This window comes from Shinella sp. 20P9.1.1 (assembly GCF_057798995.1).
In genome coordinates this window covers 178,717-204,058 of record NZ_JBYOLC010000011.1, presented here as the reverse complement: position 1 = coordinate 204,058, position 25,342 = coordinate 178,717, and the positions used below count along the sequence as shown (strand labels likewise).

At 62.6% G+C, this 25,342-nt stretch carries 25 protein-coding genes and 1 tRNA gene; 8 read left to right on the top strand and 18 right to left on the bottom strand.

Going from position 1 to position 25,342, the window contains the following annotated elements:
* The 6 genes from AC27VQ_RS19540 to AC27VQ_RS19515 all read right to left on the bottom strand — a co-directional run.
* Nucleotides 1–980: SMODS domain-containing nucleotidyltransferase (locus tag AC27VQ_RS19540; RefSeq protein ID WP_488717589.1), on the bottom strand; the 980-nt coding region annotated here is incomplete at its 3' end.
* Nucleotides 981–1,516: 536 nt separating this feature from the next.
* Entirely contained in the window at nucleotides 1,517–5,329 is a 3,813-nt protein-coding gene (locus AC27VQ_RS19535) for a vitamin B12-dependent ribonucleotide reductase (RefSeq protein WP_488717588.1), read from the bottom strand.
* A 622-nt stretch (nucleotides 5,330–5,951) separates the two neighbouring features.
* On the bottom strand, nucleotides 5,952–6,533 hold the full coding sequence (locus AC27VQ_RS19530; RefSeq protein ID WP_488717587.1) for a hypothetical protein: 582 nt from the start codon (nucleotides 6,531–6,533) through the stop codon (nucleotides 5,952–5,954).
* A 181-nt stretch (nucleotides 6,534–6,714) separates the two neighbouring features.
* A complete protein-coding gene (gpt, locus tag AC27VQ_RS19525; protein ID WP_421591274.1) occupies nucleotides 6,715–7,212 on the bottom strand; it encodes a xanthine phosphoribosyltransferase in 498 nt (165 codons plus the stop codon).
* A gap of 115 nt (nucleotides 7,213–7,327) precedes the next feature.
* Complete coding sequence (locus AC27VQ_RS19520) at nucleotides 7,328–8,170, bottom strand: universal stress protein (RefSeq protein ID WP_488717586.1); 843 nt, start codon at nucleotides 8,168–8,170, stop codon at nucleotides 7,328–7,330.
* A gap of 64 nt (nucleotides 8,171–8,234) precedes the next feature.
* The gene (locus tag AC27VQ_RS19515) at nucleotides 8,235–8,990 is read right to left on the bottom strand and encodes a competence/damage-inducible protein A (protein ID WP_488717585.1); all 756 of its coding nucleotides are present in this window, start codon (nucleotides 8,988–8,990) and stop codon (nucleotides 8,235–8,237) included.
* Nucleotides 8,991–9,157: 167 nt separating this feature from the next.
* Here AC27VQ_RS19515 and wrbA point away from each other — a divergent pair, with 167 nt between their 5' ends.
* Nucleotides 9,158–9,757 (top strand): NAD(P)H:quinone oxidoreductase type IV, encoded by a 600-nt coding sequence (gene wrbA / locus AC27VQ_RS19510; RefSeq protein ID WP_488717584.1) that lies wholly within the window; start codon nucleotides 9,158–9,160, stop codon nucleotides 9,755–9,757.
* 136 nt (nucleotides 9,758–9,893) lie between these two features.
* Nucleotides 9,894–10,307: an NUDIX hydrolase gene (locus AC27VQ_RS19505; protein WP_488717583.1), complete on the top strand. Its 414-nt coding sequence runs from the start codon at nucleotides 9,894–9,896 to the stop codon at nucleotides 10,305–10,307.
* Between the two features lie 22 nt (nucleotides 10,308–10,329).
* Here AC27VQ_RS19505 and AC27VQ_RS19500 read toward each other — a convergent pair.
* The 6 genes from AC27VQ_RS19500 to AC27VQ_RS19475 form a co-directional block, all read right to left on the bottom strand.
* Nucleotides 10,330–10,414: transfer RNA gene (locus AC27VQ_RS19500), tRNA-Leu, on the bottom strand.
* Between the two features lie 75 nt (nucleotides 10,415–10,489).
* Nucleotides 10,490–10,795 (bottom strand): hypothetical protein, encoded by a 306-nt coding sequence (locus AC27VQ_RS19495; protein ID WP_313528333.1) that lies wholly within the window; start codon nucleotides 10,793–10,795, stop codon nucleotides 10,490–10,492.
* Between the two features lie 147 nt (nucleotides 10,796–10,942).
* The gene (locus AC27VQ_RS19490) at nucleotides 10,943–11,947 is read right to left on the bottom strand and encodes an inorganic phosphate transporter (protein WP_313528331.1); all 1,005 of its coding nucleotides are present in this window, start codon (nucleotides 11,945–11,947) and stop codon (nucleotides 10,943–10,945) included.
* Complete coding sequence (locus AC27VQ_RS19485) at nucleotides 11,947–12,591, bottom strand: DUF47 family protein (protein ID WP_313528329.1); 645 nt, start codon at nucleotides 12,589–12,591, stop codon at nucleotides 11,947–11,949. Before AC27VQ_RS19485 ends, AC27VQ_RS19490 begins: the two co-directional genes overlap by 1 nt.
* Nucleotides 12,592–12,702: 111 nt before the next feature.
* Nucleotides 12,703–13,281 carry a hypothetical protein gene (locus AC27VQ_RS19480; protein ID WP_488717582.1) on the bottom strand — a complete coding sequence of 193 codons (579 nt, stop codon included), beginning with the start codon at nucleotides 13,279–13,281 and terminating at the stop codon, nucleotides 12,703–12,705.
* Nucleotides 13,282–13,333: 52 nt separating this feature from the next.
* Nucleotides 13,334–14,788, bottom strand: coding sequence for a TrkH family potassium uptake protein (locus AC27VQ_RS19475; protein WP_313528325.1), 1,455 nt, complete (start codon nucleotides 14,786–14,788; stop codon nucleotides 13,334–13,336).
* Nucleotides 14,789–15,033: 245 nt separating this feature from the next.
* On the opposite strand from AC27VQ_RS19475, the gene ilvA reads away from it, so the two are divergent.
* The 5 genes from ilvA (at nucleotide 15,034) to AC27VQ_RS19450 (ending at nucleotide 20,111) form a co-directional block, all read left to right on the top strand.
* Nucleotides 15,034–16,281, top strand: coding sequence for a threonine ammonia-lyase (gene ilvA / locus AC27VQ_RS19470; protein WP_488717581.1), 1,248 nt, complete (start codon nucleotides 15,034–15,036; stop codon nucleotides 16,279–16,281).
* Nucleotides 16,282–16,345: 64 nt separating this feature from the next.
* Nucleotides 16,346–16,660 carry an HlyU family transcriptional regulator gene (locus tag AC27VQ_RS19465; RefSeq protein ID WP_488717580.1) on the top strand — a complete coding sequence of 105 codons (315 nt, stop codon included), beginning with the start codon at nucleotides 16,346–16,348 and terminating at the stop codon, nucleotides 16,658–16,660.
* 157 nt (nucleotides 16,661–16,817) lie between these two features.
* A complete protein-coding gene (locus AC27VQ_RS19460; RefSeq protein ID WP_488717594.1) occupies nucleotides 16,818–18,068 on the top strand; it encodes a GGDEF domain-containing protein in 1,251 nt (416 codons plus the stop codon).
* A 108-nt stretch (nucleotides 18,069–18,176) separates the two neighbouring features.
* Entirely contained in the window at nucleotides 18,177–19,085 is a 909-nt protein-coding gene (gene ppk2 / locus AC27VQ_RS19455) for a polyphosphate kinase 2 (protein ID WP_313528319.1), read from the top strand.
* Nucleotides 19,086–19,100: 15 nt separating this feature from the next.
* Nucleotides 19,101–20,111: a CorA family divalent cation transporter gene (locus AC27VQ_RS19450; RefSeq protein ID WP_488717579.1), complete on the top strand. Its 1,011-nt coding sequence runs from the start codon at nucleotides 19,101–19,103 to the stop codon at nucleotides 20,109–20,111.
* Here the strand turns inward: AC27VQ_RS19450 and AC27VQ_RS19445 are convergent.
* Complete coding sequence (locus AC27VQ_RS19445; RefSeq protein ID WP_488717578.1) at nucleotides 20,108–20,569, bottom strand: Lrp/AsnC family transcriptional regulator; 462 nt, start codon at nucleotides 20,567–20,569, stop codon at nucleotides 20,108–20,110. The genes AC27VQ_RS19450 and AC27VQ_RS19445 overlap by 4 nt on opposite strands.
* A 157-nt stretch (nucleotides 20,570–20,726) precedes the next feature.
* Between AC27VQ_RS19445 and ald the strand changes: the two genes are divergently transcribed.
* Complete coding sequence (gene ald, locus AC27VQ_RS19440) at nucleotides 20,727–21,845, top strand: alanine dehydrogenase (protein WP_421593093.1); 1,119 nt, start codon at nucleotides 20,727–20,729, stop codon at nucleotides 21,843–21,845.
* Between the two features lie 49 nt (nucleotides 21,846–21,894).
* On the opposite strand, the gene AC27VQ_RS19435 is transcribed toward ald, so the two are convergent.
* From AC27VQ_RS19435 to AC27VQ_RS19415, 5 genes are all read right to left on the bottom strand, one after another.
* Nucleotides 21,895–22,362 carry a DUF1203 domain-containing protein gene (locus tag AC27VQ_RS19435; RefSeq protein WP_313528311.1) on the bottom strand — a complete coding sequence of 156 codons (468 nt, stop codon included), beginning with the start codon at nucleotides 22,360–22,362 and terminating at the stop codon, nucleotides 21,895–21,897.
* Nucleotides 22,363–22,475: 113 nt separating this feature from the next.
* Entirely contained in the window at nucleotides 22,476–23,036 is a 561-nt protein-coding gene (locus AC27VQ_RS19430) for an OmpA family protein (RefSeq protein WP_244764163.1), read from the bottom strand.
* Nucleotides 23,037–23,135: 99 nt separating this feature from the next.
* Nucleotides 23,136–23,726: a GNAT family N-acetyltransferase gene (locus AC27VQ_RS19425; protein ID WP_488717577.1), complete on the bottom strand. Its 591-nt coding sequence runs from the start codon at nucleotides 23,724–23,726 to the stop codon at nucleotides 23,136–23,138.
* A 2-nt stretch (nucleotides 23,727–23,728) separates the two neighbouring features.
* On the bottom strand, nucleotides 23,729–24,583 hold the full coding sequence (gene sseA, locus AC27VQ_RS19420; protein ID WP_488717576.1) for a 3-mercaptopyruvate sulfurtransferase: 855 nt from the start codon (nucleotides 24,581–24,583) through the stop codon (nucleotides 23,729–23,731).
* 12 nt (nucleotides 24,584–24,595) lie between these two features.
* The gene (locus AC27VQ_RS19415) at nucleotides 24,596–25,339 is read right to left on the bottom strand and encodes an alanyl-tRNA editing protein (protein WP_488717575.1); all 744 of its coding nucleotides are present in this window, start codon (nucleotides 25,337–25,339) and stop codon (nucleotides 24,596–24,598) included.
* Nucleotides 25,340–25,342: the final 3 nt, after the last annotated feature.

Genomic DNA, 25,342 nt, shown 5'->3' with positions numbered 1-25,342 from the left:
GTGTTCGCCCGCGTCGGGATGGTCAGGCCAGATGAAATAGCCGGCGTTGCTAATGCGCTCTTCACGGCACCCGATCGGGTGATCCCCAGCATGTTCTGTTTCGACAGAGTGCTTTGGCCGCGGTAATGATCTTCGAAGGCACGTTCCGCAGGGGTTTCGCCGAAAAGCTCTCTGAGGATGTTCTTAAGCTGCTGTGGATCCCATTCTCGACCGCGCAGCGTTCTCAGATGCCGCACCAGCCTTGCCAGATCATCCTTCCAGAGCCTTTGAGCGCTTCTATCCTCCGGCCAGCGGTCGGTGAATATGTCAGTCGCGTGCGCGGGGTTCGCCACCATGAGCGTCCGATGGTCCCGCTCCGCATTTTCGATCTCGCGCTGCATATGGGTCGCGATGGCGATCAGTTCGTCGCACAGACTGTCACTCATCTGCCCTGCATCCAGTGCCATCGCCGCTATCACTACAGAAGGAGGGCAGCGGCCATCTCGTCCGCGGAACTGGATGTCGCGGAACCGCTTGAGCAACTGGATCGCCACGAGGCGAGGGGACTTCTCCTCGATGGGTACGTGATCCGGCATCGGCTGCGTTTCGGCGCGAGTGTCCAGTAAACCATCTGCAAGGAGGCGACGTGTGCGGTAGCGGGAGGCGAAGATGTCGCTCGATTTGATCCGCGCGTTGAAGTGCAGCGTGAAGGCCTTCGGATTGACCTCCTTCGTGAACTTCTCGTTGCGCTTGGCGTTGTGGTGGAAGAGCATGCCGGAACGTTCAGGGCCGCCTGGGATCCGCGCCACGGGCATCAGGTCTACGGTGACGCCGTCGGGGTAGGTGACGGTCACGCAGCGCGAATTTCGTGTCACCTTGAAGTCGTAGTAGCGGCTCCCCAGATCGCCCTTCACGGCCTTGTAGAGCTGGTCCAGCATCCATGCGGGATCGGTTCCGATCGGGAAGTCGACCTCCACGACAACGTCGATGTCGTGCTGCATTGATCTGACATAGAATAGATGGCGGCCGCGATCGAGAACGAACCGGAGGGGTAGCACTCGCGAACCTTACCCTCCAAGGGGCTGCCCTTGCGGTCGACGTGAGCGCAGAGTCCGACGTAGTGGTCGACGGCTTCTTCATGCTTCGTCTTGGGGACCTGGATGCGTCTGGCTATGTCGATCAATATCCCGTCCAGGGGATCGATGGTGGCCGCGAGATCGAGGTTGATGAGAATTCCCATGCCATTGTCTCCTGCGAGCGAGCGCCTGCGCTCTGCTGTTAGTTGCGGCCGCCTCCGCTTTCGATCATCCCCCGATGAGTAACTTTGTCCTGTCTTGTAATTTCCCGGCGGCAAGAGCCGCCGGAACTTTCTTTTGAGAGCTCTAAGGCCCTGATTTAATGACATCAGGACGGTTTACTGACAAACCCAGTGGCTCCCTACAAGTATGGAAAACCTAGCTGGACTGCCGTCCCAATGTCATCTCAGTGTCGCAATGGCGAACCTAGTGTCGCGCTACATTCAGAAGGTTGCTAGACTTCAGCTGCAGCCGCTCGTGGCGCCGCAGGTGTCGCACTTCTCGCAGGTGCCGTTGCGCACCATCGTGAAGTTCTGGCACTCCGAGCACATGTTGCCGGTGTAGCCCTGCGCGATGGAGCGCATGCGGCGTTCGTTTTCGAGCTTCTTGGCGTCGGCCTTGGCACTTGCGGCTTCGGCGGCGGCCTTGTCGGAGAAGAGGGCGGTGATGCCTTCTGCTTCCTCGGCAGACTCGTCGGCGATTTCCTCGGCCAGTTCGGCGGCGCGCTCCTCGTAATCGCGCTTGAAGGCGACGATTTCGTGGGTGCTGGCTGCGACGGTCGGCTCCAGCTTGCGGGCGGCGTTGCCGGCGAAGGCCGTCACGTTACCCGTCGAGGCTGCCTTGGCGGGAGCGGCGGTGGCCGCACCCTTCGGCTCGGAGAGCTGACGCTCGGTCTGGCCGCCCTGGATGAGCGTCGGCTTGTGGCCACGCGTCCAGCCGGTCGAGAACGGGTTGGTCTTGCCTTCCTGGATGCCCTTGCCGAGTGCGGTGTTCGAGAAGTCCGACTGGTCGACATGCGCGAGGTCATGACGGCCGAGATAGGAGACGGCGAGTTCGCGGAAGACGTAGTCGAGGATCGACGTCGCGTTCTTGATCGCGTCGTTGCCCTGCACCATGCCGGCCGGCTCGAACTTGGTGAAGGTGAAGGCCTCCACATATTCTTCGAGCGGCACGCCGTACTGGAGACCCAGCGAGATGGCGATGGCGAAGTTGTTCATCATCGCACGGAAGGCCGCACCTTCCTTGTGCATGTCGATGAAGATCTCGCCGAGGCGGCCGTCACCGAATTCGCCGGTGCGCAGATAGACCTTGTGGCCGCCGACGACGGCCTTCTGGGTGTAACCCTGGCGGCGGTTCGGCAGCTTCTCGCGGTCGCGCACGACACGCTCGATGATGCGCTCGACGATCTTTTCGGTGACCGTGACGGCCTGGGCGGCAGCGGGGGCGGCGACCAGCGCCTCGATTGCATCGTCCTCGTCCTCTTCGTCCTCGATCAGCGAGGCGTTGAGCGGCTGGGACAGCTTGGAACCGTCGCGGTAGAGGGCGTTGGCCTTCAGCGCGAGCTTCCAGGAGAGCATGTAGGCGTTCTTGCAGTCCTCGACGGTCGCCTCGTTCGGCATGTTGATCGTCTTGGAAATGGCGCCCGAGATGAACGGCTGGGCGGCCGCCATCATGCGGATGTGGCTTTCGACCGAGAGGTAACGCTTGCCGATCTTGCCGCAGGGATTGGCGCAATCGAAGACGGCCAGGTGTTCGGCCTTGAGGAACGGCGCGCCTTCCAGCGTCATCGCACCGCAGACGTGGATGTTGGCGGCCTCGATCTCCTTCTTCGTGAAGCCGATATGCTCCAGCAGGTTGAAGGACATGTCGGAGAGCTGCGCATCCGAAACCTTCAGGACGTCCTTAAGGAAGTCGGCGCCGAGCGTCCACTGGTTGAAGGCGAACTTGATGTCGAAGGCTGCCTTGAGACCGGCGCTGACGGCCTCGATCTTCTCGTCGGTGAAGCCCTTGGCCTTCAGCGAGCCGGGGTTGACGGCCGGTGCCTGGTTGAAGTTGCCATGGCCGACGGCGTAGGCCTCAATCTCGGCGATCTGGCTTTCCGAATAGCCGAGCGTGCGCAGGGCTTCGGGAACGGCGCGGTTGATGATCTTGAAGTAGCCGCCGCCGGCGAGCTTCTTGAACTTCACCAGCGCGAAGTCGGGCTCGATGCCGGTCGTGTCGCAGTCCATGACGAGACCGATCGTGCCGGTCGGCGCGATGACTGTCGTCTGGGCGTTGCGGTAGCCGTGCTTTTCGCCGAGCGCGACGGCCTTGTCCCAGGCGGCCTTGGCGTGGACGATCAGGGTCTGGTCCGGGCACTCGTCATGAATGAGGGCGACCGGGTTGACCGAGAGGGCTTCGTAGCCGGTGGTCTCGCCATAGGCGGCGCGGCGATGGTTGCGCATGACGCGCAGCATGTTGTCGCGGTTCGGCTCGAAATTCGGGAACGGGCCGAGCTCGCTCGCCATTTCGGCCGAGGTCGCATAGGAGACGCCCGTCATGATGGCTGTCAGCGCACCGGCGATGGCGCGGCCTTCCGTCGAGTCGTACGGGATGCCCGAGGACATCAAGAGGCCGCCGATATTGGCGTAGCCGAGGCCGAGCGTGCGGTATTCGTAGGAGCGCTCGGCGATCTGGCGCGAGGGGAACTGCGCCATCATCACGGAGACTTCGAGCACGATGGTCCACAGGCGGACGGCGTGTTCGTAATCGGTGATGTTGATGTTCTTGGTGGCCGCATCCTTGAACTGAAGCAGGTTCAGCGAGGCGAGGTTGCAGGCGGTGTCGTCGAGGAACATGTATTCCGAGCACGGGTTGGAGGCGCGGATTGGCCCCTCGGCCGGCGAGGTGTGCCAGTCGTTCATCGTCGTGTTGAAATGCAGGCCCGGATCGGCCGAAGCCCAGGCGGCGTAGGAGATCTGCTCCCACAGGTCGCGGGCCTTCAGCGTCTTCATGACCTTGCCGTCCTTGCGGGCGGTCAGGTTCCAGTCGCCGTCGTTCTCCACCGCGCGCAAAAAATCGTCCTTGAGCGAGACGGAGTTGTTGGAGTTCTGGCCGGATACGGTGAGGTAGGCTTCCGAATCCCAGTCCGTGTCGTAGGTCTTGAACTCGAGGTCCTTGTAGCCCTGTCTGGCGAACTGGATGACGCGCTTGATGTAGTTTTCCGGCACCTGGCTCTTTTTGGCGGCGCGGATTTCGCGCTTGAGGGCCGGGTTTTCCGCCGGTTCGTAGCACTTGTCGCCGTCGGCCGAGCAATTGACGCAGGCCTTCATGATGGCCTTGAGGTGATTGGCGACGATCTTCGAGCCGGTGACGAGGGCCGCCACCTTCTGCTCTTCCTTGACCTTCCAGTTGATGTAGGCCTCGATATCCGGATGGTCGATGTCGACCACGACCATCTTGGCCGCGCGGCGCGTCGTGCCGCCCGACTTGATGGCGCCGGCCGCGCGGTCGCCGATCTTCAGAAAGCTCATCAGGCCGGAGGAACGGCCGCCGCCCGAAAGCTTTTCGCCTTCGCCACGCAGATAGGAGAAGTTGGAGCCGGTACCGGAGCCATACTTGAACAGGCGGGCTTCACGCACCCACAGGTCCATGATGCCGTTTTCGTTGACGAGATCGTCTTCGACCGACTGGATGAAGCAGGCATGCGGCTGGGGATGTTCGTAGGACGACTTGGACTTGGTCAGCTTGCCGGTGAAGGGGTCGACATAGAAGTGGCCCTGGCCGGGGCCGTCGATACCATAGGCCCAGTGCAGGCCGGTGTTGAACCACTGTGGGCTATTCGGGGCGACGCGCTGGGTGGCGAGCATGTAGGCAAGCTCGTCCTTGAAGGCAGCAGCGTCTTCTTCCGATGCGAAATACTTGCCCTTCCAACCCCAGTAGGTCCAGGTGCCGGCGAGGCGGTCGAAGACCTGGCGGGCATCGGTTTCCGAGCCGAAACGCTCGCCCTCGGGCAGCTTGGCCAGGGCGTCGGTGTCGGGCACGGAACGCCACAGGAAGGAGGGAACGTCGTTCTCTTCCACCTTCTTCAGGCGCGCGGGCACGCCGGCCTTGCGGAAATATTTCTGGGCGAGGATGTCGGCGGCGACCTGGGAGAACTGTGCGGGCACGTCGATATCGGCCAGACGGAAGACGATGGAACCATCCGGGTTCTTGATTTCACTGGTCGCCTTGCGGAATTCGATTTCCGCATAGGCCGACTGGCCGGGTTTGGTGAAACGACGTTCTATGCGCATGTCCGTTGTCCTTTGTGCCGCAGCCTGCCTTCAAAACAGGGCGCAATTATCCCCGACCGGCCGCAATGACATGCAGCCAGCTCAAATTCTCAGTCCGTGCGTGAAACCCGATTGATTACGGGATCCTGTATCTTGCGGTGAGTTTAGCTGCAAACACTAAATATAGTATCAACAGCTTCTTTTTTCCAGTCCCACGGATCGCGATGACGTTTCAGGAAATCCTGCGCAAAAACCCTCGTGCAGCGAGCGGATCATCCACCCGGCCACATGCGCATGGGAACGCGATTTCATGATGAGAACCGACCTCGTAACAATACGGTTCAGCCGCCGCCGCAACTTGGATTTCATTAACCTCATCAGCCCGATTCCCGTCAAGGGCTGGTTTGTGAACGAAGTTTGAACCCTATATGTTGTGCCTGCTGCCTGTGGAAAATGGGGACAGCGCGGGATGCCTGAAAAATCAGCGGCTTCCGGGCGAAAGGTGAGGTGGCGGGACATGCCGCTGTGGAAAAGCGAAAAAAATCACAGGTGAAAATGCGGGTTTTTTTGACACCCCGACTTCAAGCAATAGCCATGCGGCGGAACTTGTGATCCGTGGATAAAGTGATTCCCTCCCGCCGCGTCAGAGAGCGTCCAGATTGACGCCGACGGTGACGGCGCCGATGATCTCGCCGTTGCTGGGATCGCGGATGGGCAGGCTTGCCTGCGACTGCATGAGCTGGGTCGATTCGTCCCGCTCCGCCTCCTCGATGTGCACGAGGCCGGCGCCAAAGCTCTTCAGCCATTTGGCTTCGTCGCCCTGCCAGTAGTCGGTGGTGATGTCGCTCTGGCCGACATTGAGGCCGCGATTGTCCATCACGAAGATTTCGGTAATCAGGCCCTCGGCCGCGCGCTGCCGGCCTTTCAGGTAAAGCGAAAGCGGGTTGGAGAGCGTTGCGTCGATCAGCGGCCGTTTCGCACTCAAGAGCTCGGCGCGCCAGCGTGCATCGAGATCCTGGATTTCCGCCTGGTTCAGACGGGAATGAAGGGCGTTTTGGGCGATGACCGCGTTGATGATGGCAGGCTCGGTCAGCCAGGGGCGCACATTGGCCTCGACATAGTCGGCGACGGCGGTGATGCGGATATCCTGCTGCGCGCCCGCCGGCCCGGCCGGGAGTAGGGCGATAATAAGGGCCGCCGCCAATGCCGGCCATCGATAGGGCATGACTGTCCGCGCCTCCCATCACCGATCCGATCGGCGAACATAAGGACTATCTTTTGCAGGCATTGCGGAAAGATTAAGCCGGCGGAGGGACGCGCGCCTTCCGCCGGCTTTTTACGAAAATTCGTCAAATCAACACGTTGCGGCGCAACTCTCGATCGGTTCGCCGCAGCCTGCCGGCACGTCAGCCGCGCGCGCCCTTGGCGATCGGCTCCTGGTAGGTGAAGCCCATATCCCAAGGGAAATAGATCCAGGTGTCCTGGCTGACTTCGGTGACGAAGGTATCGACCAGCGGGCGGCCCTTCGGTTTGGCATAGACGGCGGCGAAATGGGCCTTCGGCAGCATGGCGCGCACCTGGGCGGCCGTCTTGCCCGTATCGGTCAGGTCATCGACGATGAGGATGCCTTCGCCGCCGTTCTGGCTCAGCTCGGGTGCGATACCCTTCAGGACATGCATGTCGCCCTGCGAGACATAGTCATGATAGGAGGCGACGCAAACCGTCTCGATGAGGCGGATGTTCAGCTCGCGCGAGATGACGGCGGCCGGCACGAGGCCGCCGCGCGTGATGCAGACGATGGCCCTCCATTCGCGGTCGCCATCCGCCAGGCGCCAGGCGAGCGCGCGCGCATCGCGGTGGAACTGGTCCCAGGATACGGGGAAGGCTTTGTCGGGCAGCGACATGACGGGACTCCTGATAGGCGGGAAAAAAAGAAGATTCCTTCTCTCTAATGCACTTCGCCGGTCAAGAAAATGATCGCCCGGCTATGGAGACCGGGCGATCCACAGGCAAGTCGCCTTACCGCGACATCAGAACCGGCACGCGCGCGCCGCGCATCATGGCGCTGGTGACACCGCCGAACAGGCGCTGGCGCAGCCGCGAATGGCTGTAGGCGCCCATGACGATGAGGCCGGCGTCGATTTCCGTGGCGCGACGGTTCAGCGTTTCGGCGACCGAGTGATGGGCCGAGGAGCCCGATGCGACGGAAATCTTGATGCCGTGACGGGCAAGCGTGGCGGCGAGTTCCGCCCCGCAATAGTCGGCCGACTGCATGCTGTTGTCGGGCGGATCGATGGTGAAGATCTCGACCTCCTTGGCCGCCGTCAGGAAGGGCAGGGCGTCGAAGGCGGCGCGCGTCGCTTCGCGTGAGCCGTTCCAGGCGAGCAGCACCCGGTCGACCGGCTCGGGGCCGGCCGGCGCGTTGGAGACGAGGTAGACGGGGCGGCCGCTCTCATAGAGCAGGTCCTCGATATCCTCGCGCGCCGGGCCGTCCAGATCGGGATCGAACTGGCCGGCAAGCACGATATCGGCAGAACGCGCGCTGTCGATGACGCCGGCCGAGGCATAGCCGGCAGATCCCGTGAAGAGCCGCCATTCATAGGAGATGTCGTCGCGCTCGCAGCGCGAACGGAACGCCTGCTCGACGTTCCGGGATTGTTCGCGGGCGCGCTCCTGGAGCTGGAGCACGGCGTTCGGATCCGGATACTCCATCGGCGCGATCAGCGTCACGACGACAGGCGTTTCCGCATGGATGCCGATGACATGTCCACCCGTGCGGCGCGCCAGCGCCAGCGCGTGATCCGTGACTTTCCCGGCGTCCTCGGCAGCACTCAGCACCGCCACGATGGTCTTGTAGGTCATTTCGGCCTCCTGTCTGGTTCTGCATCAGCATCCCCTCGCCGAGACCGGAAAACCTTGATTAGGATCAAGACGCAGCCTTGGCCGCGGCGATTTCGGCGATCATCGCCATGATATCACGTTCGGCCGCTTCCGCTGGTGCTTCCGTCCGGCTGCGGATGACGATTTCCGTCGAGAAGCGGTTTTCCGCAAAGCGCGGATAGGAGCCGATGCTGGTCTCCGGATGGTTCTTCTGGATTGCCGCGAGCGCGCTGCCGATATCACCCTCGCCGAAGGGCGAGGCGACGGAACGCGAGAGCATCGGTTTGCCGCCCGCAAGCTGCGGCACGACGGTGCCGAGCATGGCGGTGAAGACCTGCGGCACGCCGGCCATCACATAGACATTGCCGATATGGAAGCCCGGCGCGGTGGACACGGCATTTTCGATATGCACCGCGCCCTCCGGCATGCGCGCCATGCGCTGGCGAGCTTCGTTGAACTCGACGCCGCGCTTCTCGTACATCGCGCCGAGCAGTTGCATGGCGAGCGGATCGTGCAGGCAGGGCACGCCGAAGGCTTTCGAAATCGCATCCGCCGTGATGTCGTCATGCGTCGGGCCGATTCCGCCGGACGTGAAGACATAGGTGTAGCGGGCGCGCAGTGCATTCAGCGCCTCGACGATATCGTCCTCCTCGTCGCCGACGATGCGCACTTCCTTAAGATCGATGCCGGCGAGGAAGAGCATGTCGGCGAGTTGGCCGATATTCTTGTCCTTGGTGCGCCCGGAGAGGAGTTCGTCGCCGATGGCAAGCATGGCGGCGGTGGCGATCTCAGTGGAACTCATGGGGGCTTCCTGGATTTGGTACGGAAATGCCGACCGATCGGGCAGGCATTGTCAATGAGGGGTGAACAGTCTGTCGACCGGGCAGCTTCTGACGCCGCTCCTCCAAAGTGCTACATCCAAGCCGACGCCGCGATCAAGCGGAAAGCCTTTTCGAACAGGAGACGACGATGGCGAAAGTACTGGTCCTCTATTATTCGGCCTATGGCCATATCGAAACGATGGCCTATGCCGTGGCGGAAGGCGCAAAGTCTGCCGGCGCAGACGTGACTGTCAAGCGCGTTCGCGAACTGGTTTCCGACGACGTCGCCAAGGCCTCTTACTACAAGATGGACCAGAAGGCCGAGATCGCCACGGTCGACGAACTGGCCGATTACGACGCTATCATCGTCGGCGCCGGCACGCGCTTCGGCACGGTCGCCTCGCAGATGCGCAATTTCTGGGACCAGACGGGTGGCCTGTGGGCAGCCGGCAAGCTGGTCGGTAAGGTCGGCTCGGTCTTCACGTCGTCCGCCACCCAGCATGGTGGCCAGGAATCGACCATCCTCGGCTTCATCCCGACCCTGCTGCACCACGGCCTCGTCGTCGCCGGCCTGCCCTATGCTTTCCAGGGCCAGATGGGCGTTAACGAGATCAAGGGCGGCTCGCCCTACGGCGCCTCCACGATCACCGACGGCGACGGCTCGCGCCAGCCCTCGCAGGTCGAACTCGACGCCGCCCGCTTCCAGGGCGCCCACGTCGCCAAGATCGCGGCAAAGCTTTCGGCCTGACGTTCTCCTGAGACGTCGCTGAAAAAGAGGGTGCGGCCAGCGTCAGGGGCCGCGCCCTTTTTGTTTATCTCCACCGGCGATCGCCTCGGGAAACTCACGAATCGCCTATAGTTTTCTCCTGGCAAGGAGGTGCCGCATGGCTCATTTCAAGGGGGCGAAAATCGCGCTCATCTGCGAGGACCGGCTGATTGCCTATCTCAGGGATGAAAAGGCCGAAATCCCGTTTCCGGGCTGGTGGGATCTGCCGGGCGGCGGGCGGGAGCAAGACGAGACGCCGATTGAATGCGCCATCCGAGAAACCCGCGAAGAGTTCGGCATTTCGATCGATCCCGATTCGATCGTGTGGGAACGTTACTATCCCGGCCAGACGCCCGAGGCACCCGGAACCTATTTTCACGTCGCGCAGCTCACCGGTGGCTTCGGGGACATCGTCTTCAGCGAGGAAGGCCAGCGCTGGGAGATTATGTCGATCGACCATTTCCTGACGCATCCGCAGGTCGTCAGCCATCTGAAGGATCGTCTGCGTCACTATCTTGCAGAAATGGAATAGCGCGGCAGCTTTGAAACGCTGTTGGTGCGGGCGGCGGGGATCGAACCCGCACAGCCAAGGCCGAGAGATTTTAAGTCTCTTGCGTCTACCAGTTTCGCCACGCCCGCATGCGTTGCTTTTCAGGCACTTGCGTTGCCACGTCAAGGTGGTGTCGTGACCACTTCGACGAAAATCGAAAGACCTTACTTGCTCGGCTTCACCAGCGAGATGACGCGCGGCTTGGAGGGGGCGTCGAGCCATTCGATCCAGGTGTCGCGTTCCTCGATCGTGTCGAAGAAGCGCCAGAGCTTGAATTCGTCGTCGGTGGTTTCGAGCATTTCTCCGATGGAGACGAGCTCCATGGGCAGCGTCACCTCGTTGCCGTCATAGCGGATGAAGTAGATGCCTTCGGCGGCGAGGCGGATGACCTGGCCGGTGCCGTAGCTGCCATCGGGATCATCGACGGTGAAGTACATGCCGGTCAGCGTGTCGAAAACTTTGTCGTTCATGGGGTCCAGTGCAAATTCTCGGGAGCGCGTGGTTTCGCAAACTCTGATTTACCGGACTGCACCGGTTCGTCAATCCGCATGCTCGAGCAGCAGACCGGAAATCCGTGTCATTGCCTTGGGGGATTTTCATCCCCCAAGGCGAAAGGTTCAGCCGAAGGCGTTGAACACGAGGAAGAACAGCGCCGAAATCGCCGCGGCCGAGGGCAGCGTGATGATCCAGGCCCAGACGATGTTGCCGGCAAGGCCCCAGCGCACGGCGGAGACGCGGCGGGCCGCCCCCACGCCGATGATGGCGCCGGTGATCGTGTGGGTCGTGGAGACCGGGATGCCGAGCCAGGTGGCGCCGAAGAGCGTCAGCGCGCCGCCGGTCTCCGCGCAAAAACCCTGCATCGGGTTGAGGCGGGTGATCTTCGAGCCCATCGTGTGCACGATACGCCAGCCGCCCATCAGCGTACCGAGCGCCATGGCGGCCTGGCAGGAGATGACGACCCAGAAGGGCACGTAGAATTCGCCGCCGAGATAGCCCTGCGAATAGAGCAGCACAGCGATGATGCCCATCGTCTTCTGCGCATCGTTGCCGCCGTGGCCCAGCGAATAGAGCGATGCGGAGATGAACTGCATGACGCGGAAGGTGCGGTCGACGGCAAACGGCGTCTGGCGCACGAAGAGCCAGGAGACGATGAGCACGAGGACCAGCGCCAGAAAGAAGCCGATCATCGGCGACAGGAATATGGCGCTCGCCGTCTTGATGAGGCCGCTCCAGACCACGGCGCTGAAGCCGGTCTTCGCAAGGCCGGCACCGACGAGACCGCCGATCAGGGCATGCGAGGAGCTCGAGGGTATGCCGAAGATCCAGGTAACGACGTTCCAGATGATCGCGCCCATCAGCGCCGCGAAGATGACCAGCGGGCTGACGATGCCGGGATCGATGATGCCCTTGCCGAGCGTTTCGGCGACATGCAGGCCGAAGAACAGGAAGGCGATGAAGTTGAAGAACGCCGCCCACATCACCGCATATTGCGGGCGCAGGACGCGCGTCGAGACGATCGTGGCGATCGAGTTTGCCGCATCGTGCAGGCCGTTCAGGAAATCGAACAGCAGCGCGATGCCGACAAGCGCGATCAGCAGCGGAAGGGCGAGGGTCGCGTCCATCAGACGTTCTCGATCACGATACCGCTGATTTCGTCCGCCACGTCCTCGAAGCGGTCGACGACCTTTTCGAGTTCGGCATAGATCTCGCTGCCGATGATATAGGCCATCGGGTCGGTTTTGCCGAATTCCTTGAAGAGGGCCTTCACGCCCTGGTCGTGCAGCTCGTCGGAGCGGCCTTCGACGCGGGTGACCTCCTGAGCGATCGCGCTGAGGCGGTCGGCATGCACGCCGACCTTGTCGAGCAACGGGATGGCCTCGGCGATGAGATGCGCGGCCTTGACGACGGTGGCGCCCATTTCCTGCATGCCGGGCTGGAAGCTGGTCTGCTCGTAGAGGCGGATGGTCTTGACCATCTTGTGCATCATGTCGATGGCGTCATCCATCGACTGGATCAGGTCCTTGATGTCGCCGCGGTCGAAGGGCGTGATGAAGCTGCGGCGCACGGCGAGCAGGACCTCGGCCGTGATGGCGTCGGCCTCGTTTTCCAGCGCAACGATGCGGTTGCAGTGTTTTTCCATATCCGGCCCGCCGGCCAGCAGCGCCTGCAGGGCCTCGGCGGCACCGACGACGGTGCGGGAATGCTGCTCGAAGAGATCGAAGAAACGGTCTTCACGCGGCATGAGTTTGCGAAACAGCGAAAGCATGTATGCCCCTTATGTGGCTGGGGTTGTCATGCGGCTGTCATAATTGAGCAAGGACGCGCTGGAAAGCGCTGATTCGCCGCTTGTCACAATTCTCTTGGTGTTCGGTAAACCCTATTGGACGATCTTGAACGGCTGCTCGCTGATGGCGACGGCACCGCTGGCGGCATCGCGGAAGCGGTAGCGCAGCACATAGTCGCCGGCGGGTGGGCCGCTCAGATTCAGCGTCAGCTTGGCGAAGATTTCCTGGTTGCGCACGGTTCCCTTGAAGTCGAAGGAGCCGAAGGCCTTCTGCTCGGCCAGCACCGTGCCCTTGGGATCGAGAAGTTCCAGATCGACGGTAAAGTGCGATTCCAATGCACCATCCTTGCCCGGCCGCCAAGTCAGGCCGACGGGTTCGACATAGGAGATCAAGGCTTCGCCGACCTTGAAGCTCGATTCGGGCCGCGCCGTGAACATGCCGTAACCCTCGGGCGGGGTCGAGACGAAGACGGCCTTGCCGATGGAGAAGGGGAGCGTGGCGGCAAAGGCGCCGTAGGCATCGCGGATCGTGTTGTGCGCGCCGACCGTATCGCCGGCGGCGGCCTGTTCCTCCGCCTTCTTCGCCGCATCGGCAAGCGGGCCGGCAAAGGCGGACGCCGGTATCAGCGCAGCGACAAAGAGCATGCGCAACAGGGACTTCGACACGACCATACACTCAACCTCCAGCCCGATGGCCGCAGGATGCGAAGAAGCGTGACAACAGTCAACTCTTCCAGAAGAGTGGGGTTAATATGACGAGCACCGTGAGGATTTCCAGGCGCCCGAGCAGCATCAGGAAGGAGAGGAGATAGAGCGCCGCATCGTGGAAGCCGGCAAAGGAACCGGCCGGGCCGATCGCCTGCGTGACACCGGGGCCTACATTGGAAAGCGAAGTCGCGGCTGCGGAAAGCGCCGTCAACACGTCATAGCCCATGAGGCTGAGCAGGATTGCGCCGAACGCCGAGAGCGCCACATAGGTGATGAAGAACAGGAAGACGCTGCGCTGGAGATCGGCATCGACCGTCATCGGCCCGTAGCGCACGGCATGGATGCCGTCCGGATAGATCAGGCGGTAGAGGCCCGTGCGGATGAAATTGAAGAGGATGATGAGGCGATAGGCCTTCAGGCCGCCCGCCGTCGAGCCGGAGCAGCCGCCCATGAAGGTGGCGACGAAGGCGAGCGCCACGATGAAATGGCCCCATTGCGTATAGTCGTCGCTGGCAAAGCCTGTCGTCGAGAGGATCGAGGACACGGTGAAAAAGGAATGCGCCAGCGCCTCGTGGAAATCGATGCCGTTCTGCAGGCGCTGGAAGACGCTGGCTGCGATGGCGAAGAGGGCGAGATAGCCGAGGAAGACGCGGATCTGCGGATCGCGCCAGGCATCGATGCGCCCGCGCACGACGAAGAGGATGAGCACCGAAAAGGGCAGGCTCGACAGCGTCATGAAGAAGGTCGCGGCCCAGAGCAAAGGCAGGCTCTTGAAATAGCCGAAGGAGGCGTCGTGGGTGGAAAGCCCGCCCGTCGCGACGGTCGACATGGCATGGTTCAGCGCATCGAAGCGGCTCATGCCGAGCGCGGCATAGACGATGGCGCAGATCAGCGTGATCGCGACATAGATGGCGAGGAAGGCGCGCGTATAGCTCGCGATGCGGGCGAAGGGCTTGTCGGCCGTATCGGAGGATTCGAGCTTGAAGAAGGACATGCCGCCGACGCGAAGGTACGGCATGATGAAGAGACCAAGCGCCAGAATTCCGACACCGCCGAGCCAGTGCAGCAGCGAGCGCCACATCAGGACGCCGGGCGGCGCATGGTCGAGGCCGACGATGACGGTGGAGCCTGTCGTGCTGATCGCCGAGACCGATTCGAAGAAGGCCTGCGAGAAGGTGAGGTCGAGCGACGACAGCCAGAGCGGGATGGCGCCGATGATGCTGCCCGAGAGCCAGAGCATGTTGACGACGAGAAAGCCCATGCGCTTGTTGAAGGGCGGCGGGCCGGCGCGCGTGGCCGCCGCCGTCGCCAGCGACAGCGCGCCGGTGAAGAAGGCCGAGAGGAAGAAGACTTCCGAGTCGGGATGTCCATAGTAGACGTCGATCAGCGCGGGCAGCAGCATCGCGACCGAAAGATAGATGCCGCTGATGGCGGCAATATTGATGGCGGACCGGAAGATGGTGGCGTTCACGGGGTGTCCTGCGTGCCGGCTGGCTCAAGTTGGTCTCGAAAGGCCGCGCGGCCGGGACGGGTGGTGTCCGTCGCTGCGATATGCAATAGCGTTTGCATCGCCCAAACTCAAGGATAGGCTAGCCTGCCGCCCTGAGAGCGTTGAAAGGTTTGAAGAATGATCGGCTTGTGGTGCTTCTGTCCCTTTATCTGAAGGCGCGACACGCAGCTTTTTGAACCCAACCTCCATCGAACACGGACCACAGCATGAAACCCGACGTCGACGCAGCCATGGAGGCCTTGCGCGGTCTCTTTCCCGAAACGCCCCTGCAACTGAACGAACATCTCTCCGCCCGCTACGGCGCGGAGATCTACCTGAAGCGCGAAGACCTTTCGCCGGTGCGCTCCTACAAGATCCGCGGCGCGTTCAATTTCTTCCGCAAGGTGCTGGCTCAGGAAAATGCCGCGCGCAGCTTCGTCTGCGCCTCGGCCGGCAACCATGCGCAGGGCTTTGCCTTCGTCTGCCGCCATTTCGGCGTACCGGGCGTGGTGTTCATGCCGGTGACGACGCCGCAGCAGAAGATCGACAAGACGCGCATGTTCGGCGGCGAATTCGTCACGATCAAGCTCGTCGGCGACTTCTTCGACCAGTGCTACAAGGCCGCCCGCGACCATGCGGAGGCGACCGGCGCGCTGATGGTGCCGCCTTTCGACCATGCCGATATCATCGAGGGGCAGGCGACCGTTGCGGCGGAAATCGTCGCACAGCTCGGCGAAGGCAAGCTGCCGGATCTCGTGGTCCTGCCGGTCGGCGGCGGTGGCCTCGCGTCGGGCGTCACGGGATATTTCGAAAGCATGATCGGCCCGTCGAGCTTCCTGTTCTGCGAACCATCCGGTGCGCCGAGCCTCAAGCGCAGCCTTGAAAGCGGCGCGGTGGTGACGCTCGAGACGGTCGACAATTTCGTCGACGGTGCCGCCGTCGGCCAGATCGGCGCGCTGAATTTCTCTGCCCTTCGCCGGTTCTCCGCCGATCAGGTCATGCTGATCTCGGAAAACGCGATCTGCGTGACGATGGTGGACATGCTGAATGTCGAGGGCGTGGTGCTGGAGCCAGCGGGGGCGCTATCGCTGGCGGCGCTTGAGGAGTTGGGTCGGGAAAAGCTGGAAGGCAAGACGGTCGTCGCCGTCGTCTCCGGCGGCAATTTCGATTTCGAGCGCCTGCCCGACGTCAAGGAACGCGCGATGCGCCACAAGGGGTTGAAAAAATACTTCATCCTGCGCCTCGCGCAGCGCCCAGGCGCGCTCCGCGATTTCCTCAACCTGCTCGGCCCGGACGACGACATCGCCCGTTTCGAGTATCTGAAGAAGTCCGCGCGCAATTTCGGCTCGATCCTCATCGGCCTCGAAACCAAGGCGCCCGAGAATTTCGTGGCGCTCAAGAAGGCCTTCGACGGCGCGGGCATGGGCTATCAGGACATCACTGAGAACGAAATTCTCGCAAACCTCATCATCTAGGGACACGTACGGTTCGGTACGCTCGCCTCTTGGAGGGCGTGCCGGCCTGTGTTAGCAATCGGCCATGGCTTCTTTCTTTTCAAAACTCTTCGGTCGCGGCGGCGATACGGCAACTCCGGCAAAAGTGGCGGAGGAAACCGAGGCATATAACGACCTGACCCTCGTCGCAGCCCCCATCCAGGAAGGCGGCCAGTACCGCCTTGCCGGGCGCATCGAAAAGCGGGATGGCGACCGGGTGCTGACCCGCAGCTTCATCCGCGCCGATCTGTTTTCCTCGCGGGACGACACGGTCGCATCGACCTTCCGCAAGGCCAGGCAGATCGCCGATCAGCATGGTGCGTCCCTGTTCAGCGACGGCGTGGACAGCCGACAGGTCTGATCCTGTTGGATAAAGCCGTTTTGGCGCCATAAAAGTCATACGAAAAGTGTCAGGGCGCTGGAGTACCGGCGCGAATGCCTGTATCCGCAGGATTAGTGACTTGTTGCGACTCTGCCGGTGTTGTTAGCTGCCGGCAGTCGAGGAATTCTGCGGACCGATCATGGGTACTGAAAATCTGATCCTGCTTCTCGTCGAGGCCGGGTTCTATTTCGTCTTCATGGTGGGCCTGCTGCACCTGCGCCATCAGCTCGGCATCGGTGTCTTCGTCGCGGCCCTCGGGGTGATGCACTTCCTCGAGACCTATCTCGCCGCCGTCTTCTATATCGAGCTGCCCTTCGGCGTGATTTCGCCGGGCTCCTCGGTGCTGTTTTCCGGCAAGCTGATGATGATCTTGCTTCTTTACGTGAAGGAAGATGCAGCCGTCGTGCGTGCGCCGATCTACGGCCTGCTCGCGGGCAATTTCCTGACCGTTGGTCTGAGTTTCTTCCTGCGGCACCACCAGACGATCGGTGCGGTGCCGGGCCGTATCGCCGACCTTGCCTTCATCGACGAGATGGGCTGGCTGATGCTGTGGGGCACGATGCTGCTCTATGTCGACGCGCTCGCTATCATCCTGCTCTACGAGCGGCTCGGGCGCGTCTTCAAGAAGAGCACGGCGATGCGTTTCTTCGTTTCCGGCGTGGCGGTGCTCACCTTCGACCAGATCGGTTTCTATTCCGCACTGCATGTCCTGAACGGCGCGCCGATTGCTGTCTTCTGGGGCGGCTGGATCGCCAAGATGATGGCGGCCTGCGCCTACGCGGCGCTGATCACCGCCTATCTTCACTATTCGCGCATCTCCGCCATTCCCGTCTCGCCCCGGCCGATTGCCGATATTTTCGCCGATCTTACCTTCCGCGAGCGATACGAGGACCTGCTGGATCGCTCCGGCCGCGATGCGCTGACCGGCGTCTATGATCGCAGTCGTCTGGAGTTCGAGGCGCCGCGCGTGCTCTCGTCCATGCTGGTCGATGGCAAGCCGATGGCACTAATGATCATCGATGCCGACCACTTCAAGGAGGTCAACGACCGCTTCGGCCATCTTGCCGGCGACCGTGTGCTGAAGGACACCGCCGCCTGCCTGCAACGCGCGCTACGGACCAATGACCGCCTCTTCCGCTTCGGCGGGGAGGAGTTCGTGGTCATCTGCGAGGATATCGCACCGGCAACCGGATCGGAGCGCGCAGAAGCACTTCGCCGGACCGTCGAGGCTGAAATTCGCCGGCCGGATGGCGTGCCGGTCACGGTCAGCATCGGCGTCGCCAACAGCTATGCCGACGGCACGACGCTGAACGCGCTGCTTTCGGCCGCCGATGCCAGGCTCTATGTTGCCAAGAATGCCGGCCGCAACCGGGTGATATCCGAATAGGCCTGCGCCGTTTTTCGGCGCTTGTCGCCTGAACAATCGACCGTCACAAAAGGTTCATATGCGCTTCCTATACGGGCAGGGCAGCCTCTCCATGAACGGATATCGATCATGTTCGAAGACCACCATCTGAACCGCATCAAGGCCGAAATCGCCGACAGCTTCGATGAGGAGCTGGAAATGCAGATCGAGGAGGAGCGTCTCGACGAACTCGTCGCCGAGGGCATGTCCGAAGTGCCGGCGGCAACGCTGGAGCGCCGGGTCTATTTCCGCGAACTTTTCCGCCTCCAGCATGAGCTGGTGAAGCTGCAGGACTGGGTGCAGCACAAGAAGCTCAAGGTCGTTGTGCTGTTCGAAGGCCGCGATTCCGCCGGCAAGGGAGGTGCCATCAAGCGCGTGACGCAACGGCTCAATCCGCGCGTCTGCCGCGTCGTGGCGCTTCCGGCACCGACCGAGCGCGAGCGCGATCAATGGTATTTCCAGCGGTATGCCGCCCATCTGCCGAGTGCCGGCGAAATGGTACTGTTCGACCGCTCCTGGTATAATCGCGCTGGCGTCGAGCGCGTCATGGGCTTCTGCTCGCCGGAGGAGCTGGAAGAGTTCTTCCGCTCGGTGCCGGAATTCGAGCGCATGCTGGTGCGCTCCGGCATCATCCTCATCAAATACTGGTTCTCGATCACCGACGAGGAGCAGGAATTCCGTTTCCGCATGCGTATCCACGATCCGTTGAAGCAGTGGAAACTCTCGCCGATGGACCTGGAAAGCCGCGTCCACTGGGAAGACTACACCAAGGCCAAGGAAGAGATGCTTGCGCGCACCCACATCCCGGAAGCGCCATGGTGGATCGTCGAGGCCGTCGACAAGAAGAAGGCACGCCTCAACTGCATCGCCCACCTCCTGACGCAGGTGCCCTATGAGGATGTGCCGAAGCCGTCGATCGACCTGCCGGAGCGCGTGCGCCACGATGACTATATCCGCAACGAGCCGCCGGATGAGATGTATGTCCCGGACGTCTACTGACGTCGGCCTCCGCCCTTGAACCTTCTCGACCAGGCGGAACGGGGGCTCGCGCCAGGCCTCGTCGGAGCGTACCGGGCCTTGCCCGGTGGGCCTGTCATGCCCGTCGCGCCGCAGGATATCGAGGCGGTGCTGGCTGCGCCGGATGGCTGGGTCTGGCTGCATGTCGATCTCGTCGATCAGCGCACGCAAGCCTGGCTGCCGGGCCGCTGTGCCTTGCCGACTGCCGCACGCGCAATCCTCGAAGGTCATGACGAAAGCCTCGTGCTTGGCCATGAGGCCGGCATGACGCATGGCGTCATCGCCGATCTCCAGCAGCAGGAGACGGAACGCGCCTCCACCACGGTGGGGCGGCTGCATTTCGCGCTGACGGAGCGTCTGCTCGTTACCGGGCGACGCCATCCCGTGGAGGCCGTGAACCGGGTTCGCCGCGCCTTTGCCGAAGGGTTTTGCCCGGCGACGGCCTATGAACTTTTCGAGGCGATCGTCGCGGCCTTCTGCAAGAACACCGCGATCAAGCTGAAAGAGGCTTCGGCTATGCTCGACGCGGTGGAGGATCGGCTCGTTACGGAGCGGCTGAGCGACGAACGCCGAAGCCTCAAGGAGGTCCGTCGTCTTGCCGTATCGCTGCATCGACCGGTTGCCGGCATGGTGGCGCTGTTCGAGGAGGAGGACCGGGAGGATTGGACGCTGTCGGGCAATGCCCATGCGGTGCTGCGCCGCCTGTCGATGCGGCTGGAACGGCTCGACCGCGAAATCGTCATGGTCAACGACCGTGCCCGCCTGTTGCAGGAGGAAATGGCAACCGAGCTGGCGGACGAATCGAACCGCAGCCTGAAGGCCATGGCCGTGATGAGCGCTTTGCTGCTGCCCGGCACGCTCGTCGTCGGCGTCTTCGGCATGAATACGGCCGGCCTGCCGTTCAGCGTCGGCGAAACGGGCTTCTTCTGGGCGATGATGCTCGGGATCGGCGCAACCGCGCTGTTTTACTGGCTGCTGCGCCGCGCCGGCATCAATTTGCGGTTCTAGATGCCGACATTCGGCCGGTCGATGATTTCGCGCAGCGCGAAACTCGAGTTGATCTTCACCACGTGGGGCAGGGCCGACAGCCAGTCGCGGTGGATGCGTTCGTAGTCTTCCAGATCCTTGGCCGCGACGCGCAGGATATAGTCGTATTCCCCGGACATCAGGTAGCAGACCAGCACGTTTGGGCAGAGCTTGACCGCTGATTCGAACTCGGCGAGCGTCTTGGCGAACTGGCCCGACAGCGAAATGTGCACGATGGCGATCATCTTGTAGTCGAGCGCCTTGGGCGAAACGCGGGCGTGATAGCCGTTGATGACGCCGGATTTTTCCAGAATGTCGAGGCGGCGCGAGCAGGCCGAAGGCGACAGGCCGATGCGCTCGGCCAGTTCAGCATTTGAAATCCGGCCGTTCTGCTGAATCACCTTCAGGATCGCAGTATCAATCGCATCCAGTTGCGACATTCGGATATCCTTCGAAAATTGTGCTTATATTCGAAGAATATTCGATAAGGAGCGGTTTCGCAAACGCGCTTTGCAAGGACATTGCGCCCGTCCTCTGGTTCCATTGTGGTCCCGCTGGGAGTGGCGGAAACGGAAACGAGACAGGAGAGGAACGCGCATGCGTGTCGGTTGTCCGAAGGAAATCAAGAATCACGAATATCGGGTCGGTCTGACGCCGGGTGCTGTTCGCGAATATGTGGCGCATGGCCACGATGTCATCATCGAAACGAAGGCCGGCGCCGGCATCGGCGCTGATGACGATGCCTACCGCGCCGCCGGCGCGAAGATCGTTGCCACCGCCGCGGATATCTTCCAGAAGTCCGACATGGTGGTGAAGGTCAAGGAACCGCAGCCCGCCGAATGGGCGCAGCTCCGTGACGGACAGATTCTCTACACCTACCTGCATCTCGCGCCCGATCCGGAGCAGACCAAGGGCCTGCTCGCCTCCGGTGTCACGGCCATCGCCTACGAGACGGTGACGGATGACCGCGGCGGCCTACCGCTGCTCGCGCCGATGTCCGAGGTCGCCGGTCGTCTCTCCATCCAGGCGGGCGCCACCGCACTCCAGAAGGCCAATGGCGGCCGCGGCATCCTGCTCGGCGGCGTGCCCGGCGTGCTGCCGGCCAAGGTCGCGATCATCGGCGGCGGCGTCGTCGGTCTGCATGCGGCCAAGATGGCCGCCGGTCTCGGCGCCGATGTCTCCATCCTCGATCGTTCGATCCCGCGCCTGCGCCAGCTCGACGATCTCTTCGGCGGCCGCATCCACACGCGCTATTCGACGATCGACGCGCTGGAAGAAGAAGTCTTCTCCGCCGATCTCGTCATCGGTGCGGTGCTGATCCCCGGCGCTGCCGCACCGAAGCTCGTGACCCGCGAAATGCTCTCGGGCATGAAGAAGGGCGCCGTCATCGTCGATGTCGCCATCGACCAGGGCGGCTGCTTCGAGACCTCGCATGCCACGACCCATTCCGACCCGACCTATGAAGTCGACGGCGTGGTGCACTATTGCGTCGCCAACATGCCGGGCGCCGTGCCGGTCACTTCGGCGCATGCGCTGAACAACGCGACGCTGCATTACGGTCTCCAGCTGGCCGACAAGGGCCTCAAGGCCATTGCCGAAGACCGCCACCTGCGTGCCGGCCTCAACGTGCACAAGGGCCGCGTGACGAATGCTCCGGTGGCCGAAGCCCTCGGCTACGATGCGTTCGCACCGGAAGCCGTCCTGAACGTCGCCTGATTTTTTTCAGATGCGAAAATGAGAAGGCCCGGAGCGATCCGGGCCTCTTTCATGCCCGCTCGACGCGGCACTGGTAACAGTTGTTGCGGGCCGAGCGGATGTGCAGATAGGCGATGTCCTCGCGGTTGAGCAGGTCCCGCGCATAGGTCGGGATATCGGCATTCGGCACCACGGCGCCGGTGCCGTAAAGAATGCGGTTTTCCGAGGAATAGCCGCGCACGATGTAATCGCGGCTGGTCAGCATAGGCGGCATGTCCTCGGACGGCTCGTGCGCGGCGCAGGGTTGGGCATGCAGGAAGATCGGACCGGTCTCCGCATAGGGCTGGAGGGCCGGGAAAGGGCGGTGGGCGAGGATCAGATAGGGCTCGCCGGCACCGACGAGCCGCAGACAATGCCGGCAGGGCACGCCGTCGCCATCGGACACCTGCCGTTCCGGCTTCAAGCCATAGGCATCGTCGCCGCCGTTCCAATAGGCGGTGGCGGTTTCGGTGGGCATGGGGAGGAAGCGGATGGACATGGACGGCTCCAGTTGTTGGACAGGACGCCATCTTCGTCATTCCCGCATGTGGCGACACCCGATACTTGCCACGGGAATCGAAACCGCCGGCGCGAGGCCGGCGGTTGGAGGGGTTAGCGAACGAATTCGTCGATGCGGCGCAGCGTGACGCGGCGGTTGCGCCACTCCTCGTATTGGGTCTGCACCAGCAGGTATTCCTCGCCGTAACCGACCGTTTCGAGGGCGCGGGCGGGGAGGAGGAATTCCTGCACCAGCACGCGCTTCAGCGATTCGGCGCGGCGTTCGGACAGGATCTGGTTCGATTCGAACGAGCCGACGGCGTCCGTATGGCCTTCGATGAGGAAGACGGCGTGGCGGCGGCGACGCAGCAGCTGCTCCATGGCGCGTGCGATCTGGCGCACCTTGCGATATTCCGAATGCGGGATTTCCGCCGAGCCGAAGGCGAAGTTGATCGACTGGATGTTGATCGAGGGCGCCGCACCGCGCAGGTCCGGCCGGCGCTTGAACTCGCGTACCGTCACGCGCTCCTCGTTGCGCAGACGACGCGAGGGTGCTGCATCGAGACGACGCAGGATGATTTCCGCCGACGGGGTTTCCTGTGCCAGCGCGGCGTTCGAGAAGAGCGGAGCGGCGAAGGCGGCGGAAAGCGCGGTCAGAAAGGCGCGGCGTTGCATGGTGTGGTCTCCTTGGTCTTTGATCGTCTGTTGGCGCCAAAGTGCCATTTGCGATCTGAAGGAGACCTGAACCCCGCCTTTAACTCCCGTTCAGATTGTTTAACGGGGTTCCGCCGGCATCAGACAGTCCCGTTTGGCGAGCGCCAGCAGCTCGGTATCCGAAAGCGGCACCACTTCTGCATCGCGCGTGCCGACCGGCGAGAAGCCGAACATCTGGTAGAGCTGGAGGGCGCGCGGATGGTCGAGATTGTTTGTCGTGACGGTCACGCGCTTGGGGCCGAGCGCCCAGGCGGCGTAGAGCGTCTGGAGCAGGAACCATTTGCCGATGCCGAGGCCGAGTGCCCGCTCGAGCAGGCCGAAATGCGAAAGCTCGATCGTGTCATCATCGACCTGCAAGAGCTCGAAGAAGCCGGCCGGCGCGCCGTTGACATAGAGTACGGTCACGCTGTTGCGCTTGTCGTTGAGCGTGGCGGCCAGCGTCGCGTCATCCATCCGCAGCCGATCGACCCAGTGCCAGCGGCTGCCGACCTGCCGGTAAAGGAAACGATAGAAGGCCAGCGGGATTTCCGGCGCGCTGAGGATGGCCGTGTGCACGTTGACCGGCACCGGCAGGCTCTGCTTGGGCGGTGCGGTCATTTCGAGCGCGGTGATATGAACCGCGATGGGCGCGGACTGGACTTTCTTCGCCATGGTCAGGCCTTTCCGGTCACGACGGGCGTATCCTGACGGCCGCCCCATTCCGACCAGGACCCATCATAGAGCGTATTGTTCTCATGGCCCAGGGAATGGAGGGCAAGCGTGATGATCGCCGCCGTGATGCCCGAGCCGCAGCTGGTGACGACCGGCTTGGAGAGATCGATACCGGATAGCTCGAAATGCCGGCGCAGGCTCGCGAGATCCTTGAACTTGCCATCCACGGAAAATGTGCCCGACGGCATGCTTTTCGCGCCCGGCATATGGCCGGAGCGCATGCCGGCGCGCGGCTCCGCCTCTTCGCCGGTGAAGCGGCCTGCACCGCGCGCATCGGCGATCTGCTTCGAGCCCGTCGTGACGATGCCGCGCATCTCCTCGAAGGAGGTGACGGCATAGGGGTTGAAATTGGTGCGGAAAACGGCGGGTGCCGGCTCCGGCAGGTCGGTCGTCAGCGGGCGCCCTTCCTTCTTCCAGCCGTCGATGCCGCCATCCATGACGAAAACGTTCTTCGCACCCATGGTGCGGAACAGCCACCAGACGCGCGGCGCGGTGAAGATGCCCGGACCGTCATGCACGACGATGGTGTCCGTATCCGAAATGCCGAGCTTGCCGACTTCGGCGGCAAAGAATTCCGGTGAAGGGATGGTGTGCGGCAGGCTGACGGCATGGTCGGCGATGACGTCCTGATCGAAGAACACGGCGCCGGGAATATGGCCCGAGGCATATTCGGCCGCGCCATTGCGGTTCTGCGCCGGCAGATACCAGGAGGCATCGACGATACGGAACTCCGGCGCGCCCAGCTGTTTTTCCACCCAATCCGCCGAGACGACGAACTTGCTCTTGTCGTTGGACATATCTGTACTCCCTCAGGCCTCGGAACCGGGCGCACCGAAGCGGATGCGGAACCGGCGGTTCTCCTTGCCCTTCTTGTCGATCTTGGAAATGTGAATGGCGCCGACTTCCTGCGTTTCCGACACATGCGTACCGCCGCAGGGCTGGCTGTCGATGGAGGAATTCTCGCCGATGCAAACGAGGCTGACGCGGCCGAGCCCCATGGGCGGGCGCACGTTCTTGGATTTGACGATGCCGGGATTGGCGGCAAGCTCCGCGTCGGTGATCCATTTCACAAAGATCGGATGGTTTTCCTCGACGAGCTTCATCAGCTTCGCCGTCACCGCATCCTTGTCGATGGTATCGGTCATGTCGAAATCGACCCGGCTGTCCTCCTCGCCGACCGCCGCGCCGGTGATCGGGTAGGGGCAGACGACGGAGAGCAGGTGGCAGGCGGTGTGCATGCGCATCAGCTTGTAGCGACGCGCCCAGTCGATATGGGCTACGACCGTCTCGCCGACGATGGGCGATGCCTCGCCCTCCAGCGGGCGGTGGATGATGATCTCTTTCGTCGCGCCCGTGACTGCCGGGCCGAGCGCGATGCGGCTGCCGTCGGCGCGCTCGAGGAAGCCGGTATCGCCCGGCTGGCCGCCGGACGTCGCGTAAAAGCAGGTCTGGTCGAGCTCGATGCCGCCGTCCTCGCGCACCGCCGTCACCACTGCCTCATGTGTCGAGAGATAGAAATCGTCGCGAAAGAGGGCAGTGGTGGGAAGGGACATGAG

Coding starts and splice junctions, on each gene's coding strand:
- AC27VQ_RS19535 (WP_488717588.1), bottom strand. CDS start 5,329: ATGCGCATAGAACGTCGTTTCACCAAACCCGGCCAGTCGGCCTATGCG.
- AC27VQ_RS19530 (WP_488717587.1), bottom strand. CDS start 6,533: ATGCCCTATCGATGGCCGGCATTGGCGGCGGCCCTTATTATCGCCCTA.
- gpt (WP_421591274.1), bottom strand. CDS start 7,212: ATGTCGCTGCCCGACAAAGCCTTCCCCGTATCCTGGGACCAGTTCCAC.
- AC27VQ_RS19520 (WP_488717586.1), bottom strand. CDS start 8,170: ATGACCTACAAGACCATCGTGGCGGTGCTGAGTGCTGCCGAGGACGCC.
- AC27VQ_RS19515 (WP_488717585.1), bottom strand. CDS start 8,990: ATGAGTTCCACTGAGATCGCCACCGCCGCCATGCTTGCCATCGGCGAC.
- wrbA (WP_488717584.1), top strand. CDS start 9,158: ATGGCGAAAGTACTGGTCCTCTATTATTCGGCCTATGGCCATATCGAA.
- AC27VQ_RS19505 (WP_488717583.1), top strand. CDS start 9,894: ATGGCTCATTTCAAGGGGGCGAAAATCGCGCTCATCTGCGAGGACCGG.
- AC27VQ_RS19495 (WP_313528333.1), bottom strand. CDS start 10,795: ATGAACGACAAAGTTTTCGACACGCTGACCGGCATGTACTTCACCGTC.
- AC27VQ_RS19490 (WP_313528331.1), bottom strand. CDS start 11,947: ATGGACGCGACCCTCGCCCTTCCGCTGCTGATCGCGCTTGTCGGCATC.
- AC27VQ_RS19485 (WP_313528329.1), bottom strand. CDS start 12,591: ATGCTTTCGCTGTTTCGCAAACTCATGCCGCGTGAAGACCGTTTCTTC.
- AC27VQ_RS19480 (WP_488717582.1), bottom strand. CDS start 13,281: ATGGTCGTGTCGAAGTCCCTGTTGCGCATGCTCTTTGTCGCTGCGCTG.
- ilvA (WP_488717581.1), top strand. CDS start 15,034: ATGAAACCCGACGTCGACGCAGCCATGGAGGCCTTGCGCGGTCTCTTT.
- AC27VQ_RS19465 (WP_488717580.1), top strand. CDS start 16,346: ATGGCTTCTTTCTTTTCAAAACTCTTCGGTCGCGGCGGCGATACGGCA.
- ppk2 (WP_313528319.1), top strand. CDS start 18,177: ATGTTCGAAGACCACCATCTGAACCGCATCAAGGCCGAAATCGCCGAC.
- AC27VQ_RS19445 (WP_488717578.1), bottom strand. CDS start 20,569: ATGTCGCAACTGGATGCGATTGATACTGCGATCCTGAAGGTGATTCAG.
- ald (WP_421593093.1), top strand. CDS start 20,727: ATGCGTGTCGGTTGTCCGAAGGAAATCAAGAATCACGAATATCGGGTC.
- AC27VQ_RS19435 (WP_313528311.1), bottom strand. CDS start 22,362: ATGTCCATCCGCTTCCTCCCCATGCCCACCGAAACCGCCACCGCCTAT.
- AC27VQ_RS19430 (WP_244764163.1), bottom strand. CDS start 23,036: ATGCAACGCCGCGCCTTTCTGACCGCGCTTTCCGCCGCCTTCGCCGCT.
- AC27VQ_RS19425 (WP_488717577.1), bottom strand. CDS start 23,726: ATGGCGAAGAAAGTCCAGTCCGCGCCCATCGCGGTTCATATCACCGCG.
- sseA (WP_488717576.1), bottom strand. CDS start 24,583: ATGTCCAACGACAAGAGCAAGTTCGTCGTCTCGGCGGATTGGGTGGAA.
- AC27VQ_RS19415 (WP_488717575.1), bottom strand. CDS start 25,339: ATGTCCCTTCCCACCACTGCCCTCTTTCGCGACGATTTCTATCTCTCG.